12 protein-coding genes are annotated in these 12,636 nt (G+C 56.4%); 9 read left to right on the forward strand and 3 right to left on the reverse strand.

The genetic code is table 11. From position 1 onward, the window contains the following. Positions 1–14: 14 nt before the first annotated feature. The 5 genes from leuD to AOZ07_RS07475 all read left to right on the forward strand — a co-directional run bounded on the left by leuD (position 15) and on the right by AOZ07_RS07475 (position 5,164). On the forward strand, positions 15–620 hold the full coding sequence (gene leuD / locus AOZ07_RS07455; RefSeq protein ID WP_060701427.1) for a 3-isopropylmalate dehydratase small subunit: 606 nt from the start codon (positions 15–17) through the stop codon (positions 618–620). 258 nt (positions 621–878) lie between these two features. Then, positions 879–2,198 (forward strand): UDP-N-acetylglucosamine 1-carboxyvinyltransferase, encoded by a 1,320-nt coding sequence (gene murA / locus AOZ07_RS07460; protein ID WP_060701428.1) that lies wholly within the window; start codon positions 879–881, stop codon positions 2,196–2,198. Positions 2,199–2,215: 17 nt separating this feature from the next. After that, positions 2,216–2,980 carry a lysophospholipid acyltransferase family protein gene (locus AOZ07_RS07465; RefSeq protein ID WP_060703362.1) on the forward strand — a complete coding sequence of 255 codons (765 nt, stop codon included), beginning with the start codon at positions 2,216–2,218 and terminating at the stop codon, positions 2,978–2,980. 37 nt (positions 2,981–3,017) lie between these two features. Then, a complete protein-coding gene (locus AOZ07_RS07470) occupies positions 3,018–4,052 on the forward strand; it encodes an NAD(P)H-dependent glycerol-3-phosphate dehydrogenase (RefSeq protein ID WP_060701429.1) in 1,035 nt (344 codons plus the stop codon). Next, on the forward strand, positions 4,052–5,164 hold the full coding sequence (locus AOZ07_RS07475; RefSeq protein ID WP_060701430.1) for a D-alanine--D-alanine ligase family protein: 1,113 nt from the start codon (positions 4,052–4,054) through the stop codon (positions 5,162–5,164). Before AOZ07_RS07470 ends, AOZ07_RS07475 begins: the two co-directional genes overlap by 1 nt. An 83-nt stretch (positions 5,165–5,247) precedes the next feature. Here AOZ07_RS07475 and AOZ07_RS18140 read toward each other — a convergent pair whose 3' ends face one another. Continuing rightward, a complete protein-coding gene (locus AOZ07_RS18140; protein ID WP_417935219.1) occupies positions 5,248–5,763 on the reverse strand; it encodes a DUF3515 family protein in 516 nt (171 codons plus the stop codon). A 159-nt stretch (positions 5,764–5,922) separates the two neighbouring features. On the opposite strand from AOZ07_RS18140, the gene AOZ07_RS07480 reads away from it, so the two are divergent. The 4 genes from AOZ07_RS07480 to rsmD are packed head-to-tail and all read left to right on the forward strand — an operon-like array spanning position 5,923 to position 10,670. Continuing rightward, the gene (locus AOZ07_RS07480; protein ID WP_236995293.1) at positions 5,923–6,894 is read left to right on the forward strand and encodes an LCP family protein; all 972 of its coding nucleotides are present in this window, start codon (positions 5,923–5,925) and stop codon (positions 6,892–6,894) included. 23 nt (positions 6,895–6,917) lie between these two features. Then, entirely contained in the window at positions 6,918–7,886 is a 969-nt protein-coding gene (locus tag AOZ07_RS07485) for a DAK2 domain-containing protein (RefSeq protein WP_060701432.1), read from the forward strand. After that, positions 7,879–10,065, forward strand: a complete 2,187-nt coding sequence (locus AOZ07_RS07490; protein WP_060701433.1) for an ATP-dependent DNA helicase RecG — start codon at positions 7,879–7,881, stop codon at positions 10,063–10,065. Before AOZ07_RS07485 ends, AOZ07_RS07490 begins: the two co-directional genes overlap by 8 nt. Before the next feature lie 14 nt (positions 10,066–10,079). Further along, positions 10,080–10,670, forward strand: coding sequence for a 16S rRNA (guanine(966)-N(2))-methyltransferase RsmD (gene rsmD, locus AOZ07_RS07495; RefSeq protein ID WP_060701434.1), 591 nt, complete (start codon positions 10,080–10,082; stop codon positions 10,668–10,670). On the opposite strand, the gene AOZ07_RS07500 is transcribed toward rsmD, so the two are convergent. Continuing rightward, positions 10,641–11,423, reverse strand: a complete 783-nt coding sequence (locus AOZ07_RS07500) for a spermidine synthase (RefSeq protein ID WP_060701435.1) — start codon at positions 11,421–11,423, stop codon at positions 10,641–10,643. The genes rsmD and AOZ07_RS07500 overlap by 30 nt on opposite strands. Continuing rightward, positions 11,420–12,631: an aminotransferase class I/II-fold pyridoxal phosphate-dependent enzyme gene (locus tag AOZ07_RS07505; RefSeq protein ID WP_060701436.1), complete on the reverse strand. Its 1,212-nt coding sequence runs from the start codon at positions 12,629–12,631 to the stop codon at positions 11,420–11,422. The genes AOZ07_RS07500 and AOZ07_RS07505 overlap by 4 nt, the downstream gene beginning before the upstream one ends. Between the last annotated feature and the right edge of the window lie 5 nt (positions 12,632–12,636).

The following is a 12,636-nucleotide window of genomic DNA, read 5'->3' on the forward strand; positions in this document are numbered from 1 at the left end:
AAAGGATTACCACGATGGAAAAGATTATTACCCACACCGGCATTGGTGTTCCGCTGCGGCAGAGCAACGTGGACACGGATCAGATCATTCCTGCCGTGTACCTCAAGCGCATCACCCGCACCGGCTTCGAGGACGCCTTGTTTGCCGGCTGGCGCCGCGACGAGAACTTCATCCTCAACAAGGAGCCGTTCAATGCCGGATCCGTGCTGGTCGCCGGACCTGACTTCGGCACTGGCTCATCGCGCGAACACGCTGTCTGGGCATTGAAGGATTACGGCTTCAAAGCCGTGATTTCAGCCCGATTTGCCGACATCTTCCGCGGCAACTCCGGCAAGCAGGGATTGGTGGCAGCCGAGGTTGCGCAAAGCGACATCGAATTGATCTGGAAAGAGCTGGAAAACAATCCGGGCACTACCGTGACCGTGGATCTTGAATCCCGCACCGTTGCCTGCGGTTCGATTTCGGCACCCTTCCAGATCGACGACTACACCCGCTGGCGCTTGATGGAGGGCCTGGATGATATTGGCCTGACCCTGCAGCAGGAGGAGGCCATCACGGCCTACGAAGCCCGGCGTCCGGCACACAAGCCCCAGACACTGCCTGCGCTGACTGCTGATTGAGAGCTTCTTCTCCAAGCTGGAATAATAGGCCCGCTCTTCTCCGTTGTTATAGCGGGAGAGCGGGCCTTCTGCTCTTCTTGGGACGCACGCGCCGCTCAGTGTCGTGACGTGGCTGAAAGCATGCTCACAATGTGTGCGCCACGGGATGAACTGAACATACCAGCGGGTATATAAGCGGTATGCTTGCTTAGTCCTGCCAGTTCGAAAGCTCAGAAGCTTCGGCGGGCGATAACGACTACGCGATGAGGTAATTCATACATGGGTAAGATCTTGACGATCCATGGTGGTGTTCCACTTGAGGGCACCGTACGAGTCGGTGGAGCAAAGAACCTAGTGCCAAAAGCCATGGTCGCAGCTCTGCTTGGTGGCACTCCTTCGGTTCTGCGCAATGTGCCGGAAATCAAAGACGTCGTCGTAGTACGAAGCCTGCTTGAAATACATGGTGTCAAGGTTGACCAGGACCCAACCACCGGTGATCTCACCATGGATCCAACCGAAGTCAAGACGGCCTCCAACCAGGCCATTGATGCCCATGCAGGCGACTCTCGCATTCCCATTCTTTTCTGCGGGCCGCTGATCCACTCGTTGGGCGAAGCGTTCATCCCTGATCTTGGCGGCTGCCGCATTGGCGACCGTCCAATCGACTTCCACCTGGAGGTCCTGCGCGAATTTGGCGCAGTGGTGGACAAGGCTCCAGACGGCATCCGCATCTCGGCTCCCAACGGATTGACCGGTGCCAAGCTCTCCTTGCAGTACCCAAGCGTCGGCACCACCGAACAGGTACTGCTCTCGGCCGTTCGTGCCAAGGGCGTCACGGAAGTCAGCAACGCAGCCATTGAGCCGGAAATCCTGGATCTCATCTCGCTGCTGCAGAAGATGGGCGCCATCATCTCCGTGCACCGTGACCGCGTCATCCGCATTCAGGGCGTTGACCAGCTCACCGGTTTTGACCACACCGCCCTGCCAGACCGCAATGAGGCCGCGTCGTGGGCTTCAGCGGCACTGGTCACCAAGGGAGATATCTTCGTGCAGGATGCGCAGCAGCGCGACCTGACCGCGTTCCTTCACGTCTACCGCCAGATCGGTGGCGAATTCGAGGTCAAGTCCAACGGCATTCGCTTCTACCACCCAGGCGGAGACCTCAACCCGCTGATCCTGGAAACCGACGTTCACCCGGGCTTCATGACTGACTGGCAGCAGCCGCTGGTTGTCGCATTGACCCAGGCCAAGGGTGTATCCGTGATCCACGAAACCGTCTACGAGAACCGGTTCGGATTCACTGACGCACTGGTGCGCATGGGCTCCACGGTCCAGGTGCACACCGACTGCCTCGGTTCCACTCCTTGCCGTTTTGGCCAGCGCAACTTCAAGCACTCCGCTGTTGTCGTAGGCCCTGCCAAGCTCACCGGCGCTGACATTGACGTTCCAGACCTCCGTGGCGGATTCTCCCACCTGATTGCAGCACTAGCTGCCGAGGGAACCAGCCGTGTCACCGGTATTGAAATCATCAACCGCGGATACGAGCACTTCATGGACAAGCTGCAGAGCTTGGGCGCCAATGTTGAGTTGAGCAACTAAAAAAGGGGATCTTGTCCGTGGTTAAGATCCTGGCTCCGGGGGAGTCTGCAAAAACCAAGCGAGTCTTTTCAGTCCTGGCAGGAATTGTCCGGCCAGTGATGAACGGGCTGATTGGCAGGTCATGGAAGGGTTTTGAAAACCTTCCGCAAGGTGGCTACATCGTCTGCCCCAATCACCTGACTGAAATTGATCCGCTGGTAGTTGGACACGCGATTTACAGCAATGGCAGGCTTCCCCGTTGGCTTGCCAAGGAGTCGCTCTTCAAGCCGCCGGTACTCGGCTGGTTCTTGCGCACCACCGGGCAGGTTCCGGTTTCCCGGAGCTCAGCTAGCGCTGCTGAATCCCTGAAGCAGGCCCAGAAGGTCCTGGATGCCGGTGGAGTAATCGTGATCTATCCTGAAGGCACGCTCACCAGGGATCCAAACCTTTGGCCAATGATTGGCCGCACCGGTGCCGCACGTCTTGCCTTGCAGACTGGCGCACCGGTTGTGCCCATGGCCCATTGGGGCGATCAGGAGCTATTGCCGAGATATTCCAAGAAGATGTATCTCTTCCCGCGCAAGCACGTGACCGTATCTGTTGGGGCGCCGGTAAACTTGGATGACTTGCGGGAAGGACCTCGAACTCGCACCGTGCTCCAGGAGGCCACCAACCGCATCATGGATGCGATCACTGTTTTGCAGGCTGAATTGCGTGAAGAAGAACCGCCAGCCAAGCGCTGGGACCCCAGCGAACACGGTCAGGCGCAAACTGGCCGCAGCTTCGAAAAACCGGATAATTAATCATTACTCCACATCATCACTTTCTAGAGGACTGATAATGACAAAGCCGCTTCCACGTAAGATCGCCGTGATGGGTGCCGGCAGCTGGGGTACCACCTTTGCCAAGGTATTGGCAGACTCCGTTGCCGACCAAGGCATCCCAGTGCAGATCTGGGCGCGCCGGGATGACGCAGCCCACGAGATCAATGAACGCCACACCAATTCCCGGTACCTTCGCGAGACCAAGCTTCCGGCCAACATTTCGGCTTCCTCAAACCAGCGCGAAGTCCTGGAGGGCGCGGACCTGGTCGTGCTGGCTATCCCATCTCAGTCGCTGCGCCGCGAACTGGCCGTTTTCAAGAAATACTTTGAGCCAGAAGCCGTGCTGCTCTCGCTGATGAAGGGCCTTGAACGCGGTACCGATCAGCGCATGAGTGAAGTGATCGCCGAAGTTACCCAGTTCCCCGAGGAACGCGTAGCGGTGCTGTCCGGACCGAACCTCGCCATGGAAATCGCCCGCGAGCAGCCAACGGCTTCGGTGGTTGCCTGCACCGATCCGGAAACTGCACAGTGGATCGCTGAGCTTTGCTCTGCACCATATTTCCGCCCTTACACCAACGATGACGTGTTGGGCGTGGAGCTTGGCGGCATCGTCAAGAACATCATCGCCCTCGCTGTCGGCATGTGCGATGGCATGGGCATGGGAGACAACACCAAGTCCACGGTGATCACCCGTGGCTTGGCCGAGACCACCAGGCTCGTGCTCTCGCTTGGCGGTCGCTTGGATACCTTGGCTGGCCTGTCGGGCCTCGGTGACTTGGTGGCAACTTGCTCTTCTTCGCTCTCGCGCAACAACACCGCTGGACGGTTGCTGGGGCAGGGACTCTTCCTCGATGAAGTCAACGACCGCATGTCCCAAACTGCCGAAGGCATCAAGTCTGCCCGTGCAGTCTTCGATCTGGCTCGTGCCCATGAAGTCGAAATGCCAATTACGGAAGCAGTTGTCATGGTGCTTGAAGGCTCATTGAGCGTTGAAAACATGGCAGCGCGCCTGCTGTCACGTGAACTGAAATCCGAAGGGGAACTGAACTGATGACCGATCGCAAGCCTCGTGTCCTGCTCCTCTTTGGAGGACGCTCTTCTGAGCACTCGGTATCCTGCGTCACCGCGGCCGGCGTTATGCACGCCATTGATCGTGAACGCTTTGACGTCATTCCCGTGGGTATCACCCGCGATGGAGGATGGACCCTGTTGGACAAGGATCCGGAAGGATGGGCACTGGACTCCGGGCAGCTGCCCGAGATCTCTTCCATCGACCACCCTGTACAGCTGTCTCCTGAACCAAATAAGACATCGCTCCAGGCCTTCGGCAACGCAAAGATTTCTGAGATTTCAGAAGTGGATGTTGTCTTCCCGCTGCTACATGGTCCCTTCGGCGAGGACGGCTCCATCCAGGGCATGTTGGAAACCGCCGGAGTGCCTTATGTCGGCTCCGGCATCGCCGCCAGCGCCATGGGCATGGACAAGCACTTCATGAAGGTGATTTTTGAACAAGCCGGATTCAACGTCGGCCCGTATGAAGTTATCACCAACAAGCAGTGGCTACGGGACAGCGAGGCGGCCCTGGCCCGTTGCCAGCATTTGGAATACCCGCTGTTCGTGAAGCCAGCCCGTGCCGGTTCGTCTGTCGGCATCACCAAGGTCGACGTTCCTTCTGGGCTTCGAGCTGCAGTGGAGCTTGCACGCGCCGAAGATCCCAAGGTGATTGTCGAGCAGGGAATTGCTGGTCGTGAAATCGAATGCGGAGTGCTGGAAGGCCGTGGTAGTTCTGCTGCGCGAGCCTCATTGCCAGGCGAGATTGTCGTAGCTGATAACGGCCACACATTCTATGATTTTGAAGCCAAATATGTAGATGGCGCCGCGGCACAATTGAGCTGTCCTGCAGAACTCAGCGAAGAGGCCACCGCGGAAATCCGCGAGCTTGCAGTCAAGGCTTTTGACTCCTTGGATGCCGAGGGCCTTTCACGTGTTGATTTCTTCTACACGCCGGATGGCCAATGGATCATCAACGAAATCAACACCATGCCAGGCTTTACGCCCTCAAGCATGTACCCGCAGATGTGGGGCAAGACCGGAATTGACTACCGTGAGCTGATCAATGAGCTCATTGCCCTGGCAACTGAACGAAACGTCGGGCTGCGGTAAGTCTTCGATAACCAACTAATAATGGTGTGGTGCTCCGAATTCGGAGCACCACACCATTATTAGTTGCGTGTACAGCCTGTTGACTACAGCTGCTCTGATTTATCCACGCTGACACAGGCCTTCTGTGCTGGAATTTTTGCTGCGGCATCAGCGAGTGACGCGAGCACTGTGCTTGAAGGAATGACATTCGGATCAAGTACTACTTCGGTCGCCGGGGTACGGCCGTACGTCGTCAGCGTCCATATTCCGGTCTTGTCGTCTTCGTGGGCAACCCAATCAACATCATTGACCGAAACACACGGGTCAGAGGTGGGCGTCGGCACTTGAACACCACAACGCAAAACCACTTTGGATGGATCGCCCCACGCGGAGGTCGACTGCGATGTAGTGGTGCGGCGATCAGCATCACCGATAATGTCTGGAAGAACTACCATCATGTCTGCGCAGAGTGGATTGGAAGCATCCGGAGCCGCATCCACAGCTGCCACAGATGAGCATGCGGTGAGAAGAGGCAAAAATAGCGCTCCAACTATGGCGCTGCGGACTAATTGGCCTGCTTTTGGATTAAGTTTTGGTGACAGTCGGGCTGTGACACTGATTTTAGACACGTTATAAGCGTACATCGGCTATCTGAAAGATAAGATGTATTGAGTTGAAACTGTGAAAGGTAGCATATGTCCTTCGAAGAGCAGCCAGCAAGGCAGCATGCAAAGAAGAAGCGCACTGGGCGTGTAGTACTTTTAAGTGTTCTATCCGTAATGGTGATCGCAGCGCTGGTTGCCGGGCTTTACGCCTGGAACCTGGCACGCACCTTTGATGAAAACAGCAACAAGCTTGCTGATGCTTTCCCGGCTGAGGAAACTCGTCCTGAGGTCAAGGACGAATCCAAAGACGCTATCAATATTCTTTTGCTCGGAACGGACACTCGTGAAGAGCGCTCCGAAGATGAACAAGGCGATGATTTTGCAACGCTTCCCAACGGCGGCCGCTCCGACACGATGATGCTGGTTCACATCCCGTCAGATCGAAAGAACGTTTTTGTCACTTCGATCATGCGTGACACCTGGCTGGACATTCCGGGCGTTGGAACGGCCAAGATCAACCGTGCATTTGCCAGTGGTGGCGTGCCCAAGGCCGTAGAGACCCTCGAAGGGCTTTTTGGCATCCGCATCAACCATGTGGCTTCGATTGACTTCGAAGGATTCAAGGGACTGACTGACGCCGTTGGCGGAGTGACGATCGATAACCCGATCGCCTTCACTCCGGTACACGCCAAGGGATATTACTTCCCAGAGGGCGTTCAAAAGCTCGATGGCGATAACGCCCTGGCCTTTGTTCGCGAGCGCAAGGCCTTCACCGGCGCCGGCGGCAGCGATTACCGCCGCGTGAAAAACCAGCAGCTGTTCGTCAAGGCCCTGATCGGTCAAATCCTGTCGAAGGAAACTTTGACGAGCCCGTCAAAGATCCAGAATGTTGTTAGCGAGATCGCGCCGTATGTCGCAGTTGATGACACCTTGGATTCGGCTAAGATTGCGGGAATCGCCTCGTCAATGCTTAATATCCGCTCTGACGACATGACGTTCTTCACCCTTCCGAACAATGGCCCGGGGCGTTCCGCTGATGGCCAGTCGATTGTAATTCCAGATATGGAAACCATCAACAAGTTCGGCGAAGCACTTCAGAATGACACTGTGGACGAGTTCGTAGCGTCAACAGACCTGTCACAGTAATACCACTTAAGGACCGACTTTCCATGACCCCCCAGAAGCTCGATACTTCCGTGCGTGCCATCAACGAATGGCTTGCGCGGAGCGTCAAGAGTCTCGGGAACCATTCTGACCGGCTCAATGCCATCAATGTTTTCCCGGTGGCCGACGGCGATACAGGGAGCAATCTCTACCTCACCGCGCGGGCTGGCCATGATGCTGTCAGCGAATTGGAAAGTGACGATATCGGTGGTTTTCTCGAAGTTGCCGCGCGAGCCTCAATGGAATCAGCGCGCGGCAACTCCGGCACCCTTTTCGCCGTATTCCTCAGTGGCCTGAGCGAACCGTGGATTGGGCACGAGCGCTTGACGGCTCCATTGCTTGCCCTCGGCCTGGAGCGGGCAAAAGTCCGATCCTGGTCCGCGCTGAGTGAACCGGTGGAGGGCACCATGCTTTCGGTGATCAATGCGATCGCCTTGGCCGCTGGGTCTACGCTGGCCCATATCAAAACCGACCATGAAAGCCGTGCCGCGCTGGACACGCTATTGGTTCAGATGAAGCAGGCCGCGCAGCTTGCCGTCAAAGGTACCGAAACTGAGCTTGCGCCGTTGCTTGAAGCAGGCGTTGTAGACGCCGGTGCCGTGGGCATGCTGATCATCATTGATGAATTATGCGCTGCAATCCGCAACGCGGACACCGACTTTACCTCTTATGAGGATTTCCACGGCTATAAGATCCAAGACCCCCATGTGCATCTGAATCGCGAGGCAGAATCGGGCGTAGAAGTAATGTGTACCGTTTCGCTGGACGCGCTGGGCGCAGCGACCTTGCGCGGCCAGCTGGATGCCATGGGCAACTCGGTGATCATGTCTCCGGTGAATCAGCTGGAAGAAGATACATATCGATGGCGTGTGCACGTGCATGTCGATGAAGCCCAGCCCGCGCTTGAACTCATTGGCAAGTATGGTGAACCGGTGAATGTCAGCGTAACCGACCTCTGCACTCACGATGACTAATCAGTCTTCTGTGCAATTCGAGGATTCAGAGCTTGCCAGCTACCTGGGCAGCAAGAATGCCCAGGCCTTGGAAAAGGTTTTTGGCTACACAACGGTGGGGGATTTCCTCTGGCACTTTCCGCGTCGCTACGTTGAGGTGGGCGAACTTACCCCCATAGCGGAGCTGCCTTTCGATGAACATGTCACCGTCGTCGCGCAAGTAGTCGACGTCAGCCAGCGACAGATGCACTCCCGCCGCGGATTCATTTTCGAGGTGACGGTCAGCGATGAGCTCAGCTCAGGCGGGCAAGAACTGAAAATGACGTTCTTCAACGGCTACCAGGCACGCACGGACTTGACCGTTGGAACGATCGCCATGTTCAGCGGAAAAGTGGGCTGGTACCAGGACCACCTCCAGTTGAGCCAGCCGGACTATGCTGTTCTTGACGAAGCCTCGCAAGCTGATCCTCGTCCAATCCCGATTTATCCGGCTTCAGCGAAGATGCCGAATAAGCGGATCCGCGATTTGATGGGTCTGTTGCTCCCACACCTTTCAGAAGACAACCTGCCTGAGTTCCTTCCCGAGGAAGTCCTGGGCTCCCATCGTTATCCCGAACGCCACAGGGCCTTTTTAGAACGCCATGCACCTCGTGAGATCAAGCACGCCTACATCGCGAGGCAGCGATTTGCTTTTGAAGAAGCATTCATTCTCCAGCTTTCACTGGCTGAGCGCAGCCGCCAGCTGGGCACACAGCCAGCGATTGCCCGTCCCCGGGTTGCCGGGAGGCTGGCCGAGAGATTCGAAAGCCAGCTGCCCTTCGACCTGACCGTGGATCAGCTCCAAGTCGGGGATCAAATCGCTGCTGATTTGTCACAGGCCCACCCGATGCATCGCCTGCTGCAAGGCGAAGTGGGTTCGGGAAAGACCATCGTTGCGTTGCGAGCCATACTCCAGGTCATTGATGCCGGCGGCCAGGCAGCCCTCTTGGCCCCCACCGAAGTGCTCGCCGCACAGCACTTTGCATCCATCAAGAAAATGCTCGGTGCGCTGGCGGAGCCAGGCCTATTCGGCGAAGGCGAAGGCACCGGAGTTGCTCTGCTGACGGGTTCGGCAAAAACAGCTCAACGACGCGAGGCACTGCTGGGCATAGCCAGTGGGGAAACCGGCCTCATTATCGGTACGCATGCCCTATTGGGCGACCAAGTCCAATTTGCCGAACTTGGGCTGGTCGTTGTTGACGAACAGCACCGATTCGGGGTGGAACAGCGCGATGCCTTGCGGGCAAAATCAGGCGATGCCCTCCCGCATACGCTGGTGATGACCGCGACCCCGATCCCTCGAACGGTCGCCATGACGGTCTTCGGCGATTTGGATACATCAACTATCAAGCGCCTGCCCGCTGGCCGTGCACCGATTCAAACGCATATTGTTCCCATGCAGCTTTCCGGGTATCGCCAGCGGTTATATTCGCGGATGACCGAAGAAGTCTCCAAGGGACATCAGGTCTATGTGGTGTGCCCGCGGATTACGGATACTGCTGCAGAGCAAGGCGTGCTTCTTTCAACCTATGATGAGCCATCTGGCCAAACCATGAGCGTCGAGGCGATGACAGAGCAGTTGGCTGGCATGCCTGAGTTTGCTGGTATCCGCATAGAGGCCTTGCATTCGCAACTTGAATCCGTGCAGAAACAACAAGTCATGGATTCCTTTGCTCGAGGCGAAATTGACATACTCGTTTCGACAACGGTGATTGAGGTTGGCGTTGACGTGCACAACGCGACACTGATGGTCATCATGGATGCAGAGAGATTCGGGATCTCGCAGCTTCATCAGCTGCGCGGTCGTGTAGGACGAGGCGGGTTGCCGGGGACCTGTCTGATGACGACCTGGCTTGATGCTGACCATGCTTCCGTCTCGCGGTTGAAAACGATTGAGTCCACGATGGATGGTTTTGAACTGGCCGAGGCAGACTTGGCCGAACGGCGTGAAGGGAACATCCTGGGTGTCCAGCAGTCAGGCAGCCAATCGTCCCTGAAGGAGCTGAGCATCATCAAGGACCGTACGGTTATCGAACAAGCGCGCAACCATGTCGATGCGCTGATGAAGATGCCGTTGTGGGAAGAAAAGTATCCGCGTCTTGTGGAAATAGCCGGCGCTTGGGCCGACGAGTCAACCAAAGAATTCTTGAACAAGAATTAGCAGGAGAGAGTGGAATGAGCCGAATTATTGCTGGTGCAGCTGGAGGTCAGCCGCTGAAATCGGTTCCCGGGGACGCGACTCGACCAACAACGGATCGGGTCAAGGAGGCGCTTTTTTCCCGCCTTGAAAGCTGGGACCTTCTTGCCGGGGCACGGGTTCTGGACCTCTTCGCGGGTTCGGGCGCATTGGGAATTGAATCCGCTAGCCGGGGAGCACGACAGGTAGTTCTCGTTGAGAAGGCGCCCAAAGCGGCCAGCGTCTGCCAGCAAAACGCGGCACTAGTCAATAAGGTGCTGAAATCGACAACGGTTTCTGTTCAACGAGGCTCGGTTGATGCCGTATTGGACAGCTATGTGAATGCGGCTTCTGGTCTGCCCAGCCGAACCTTCGACTTGGTCCTGCTGGATCCGCCGTATCCGCTGACCGAACCTGAGCTCGCGGTAACTTTGCAGAAAATCTCAAAAATCCTGGCCGAAGACGCGACCATCGTTATTGAACGGTCGAGCCGTTCGCCAGAACCGCAATGGCCAAGCCAGTTGGTGAATTTCTCCGACAAGAAGTACGGAGAAACTCACCTATGGTTTGCTGAACCTGTCGAGGTCTAGGCCAGAGCGAACTTCTGCAGGATAGGGTCCGGCGTCTTGGCAACGCTGGACCAGATCCTCGGAAATCTCTTGCCTTGAAGCGGTGAGGATGAGATTGCCCGGGTATCTCTGCGTAAACATCTCCGGGGTTGAGCTGAGCATCACGAAGTTAAAAGCAGAGCGTGCCGCTGCAACTTGTGATTTTGTGAATCGCAAGGGGGGATCGTCGCCGACGTTGACGAAGAGCAACCCGTCGGAAGCCAGTGATTCCCTGAGCTCGGTGTAGTACTCGGGGACTGTCAGATGCTCGGGCGCCTCCGGACCGGAAAAGATGTCGAGGACGATTACATCGAATTTTTCTCCGGCAAGTTCCTCAGCCAAAACCGATCGGGCATCGGCCACGAGGGGTGTGAGCTTGCAGTTGGCAGGCAGGGGCAATTGCGTGAGGACAAAATCGAGAAGTTCTCGTTCAATATCGACCGCCACGTGGCTGCTCGATGGGTAGGCAATGCTGGCCCAGCGCGCCAAAGTTAGTGCTCCTGCACCAAGATGAAGCATCCTCAATGGCTTATCGGGACTGCGCAATACCTGCAGGTGATTGGCAATGCGTGCCAAATATTCGTAGAAGACATCCTCAGGGTGCACCAAATTGACGTGTGATTGCGGGGCATCGCCAATGGCCAGGATTTTGGAACCAGGAATCAGGTCGTCATCGTAGATCGTGGCATGTACCTGCACGAATCCCAGCCAGCGTTTTGGTGTCTTATTGCTCATCGGTTCAGGACCTCGGGGAGCAGCTGCAGTTTCTTAACCGCAGCGGAGAGGACCTCGGGTTTCTTGCAGAATGCGAAGCGCAGCAACCCCTGGTAGCTGGATACGTTTTCCGGATGCACGAAAACTGACAACGGAATAGCAGCAACTCCCACCGATGCCGGCATTTTGCGAGCGACCTCAATGGCGTCGCTATGCCTGAAGCTATTGATATCTGCCACAAGAAAGTAAGTGCCTTTGGGCCTGATCACCGGAATACCCGCGTTTTCAAGCCCGTCGGCAAGAATTTGCGCGCCATCTGCCAGTTCAGAGGCGAAACCTTCGAAGAAGGCCACCGGCAGGTCCAGGGCCTTGGCGACAGCAGGTTGAAAAGCCGGGCCTGAAGAATACGTGAGGAATTGCTTTACGGTGCGAACCGCGGTGATCAAGTTCTTTGGACCGGTTGCCCAACCGACTTTCCAGCCGGTAAATGAAAACGACTTGCCGGCGGAAGATATTGTAATTGTGCGTTCGAAGCCGCCGGGCAAGCTGGCGATTGGCACATGTTTGGTACCGAACGTCAGATGTTCATAGACTTCGTCGGCAACAATGATGCAGTCATGCCTGTGCGCCAGGGCAATGACTTCATTGAGGACCTGTGTTGAGAACACCGTTCCTGTTGGGTTATGCGGATTGTTGATGAGTATGACCCGCGTTTTGTCTGTGACGGCTTGACGCAGTCCCTCTATGCTCGGCTCAAAAGCCGGAGCTTTCAACTGAACGACTTTGTGTTGCGCATTGGCCAAGCCGATCATTGCTGCATAAGAGTCATAGTACGGTTCGAAGGTCACCACTTCATCGCCGGGTTCCAAGAAGGCCAGCAACGCCGCCGCGATGGCTTCGGTTGCGCCGGTGGAGACGACTACTTCGGTCTCGGGATCAATATCCAATGAGTAGAAACGGTTCTGGTGCTCCGAGATGGCTTGGCGCAGTTGGAGGATTCCGGAACCGGGCGCATATTGATTTGCGCCGGAAAGTATTGCGTCAACGGCGATTTGCCGAATCTCGGCTGGGCCCTCCGTATCCGGAAATCCTTGACCCAGGTTGATGGCTTCATGCTGATTGGCAAGAGCGGTAATCTCTTCAAAGATGGTCACCCCGGGCTGGCCGGATGCGTCTAGCAAATTCGCGCCGTGTGCTGTTCTCTGCCAAGGAGTCATGGAAATGCTCATAGGTT

Source organism: Glutamicibacter halophytocola (genome assembly GCF_001302565.1).
Classification (GTDB): domain Bacteria; phylum Actinomycetota; class Actinomycetes; order Actinomycetales; family Micrococcaceae; genus Glutamicibacter; species Glutamicibacter halophytocola.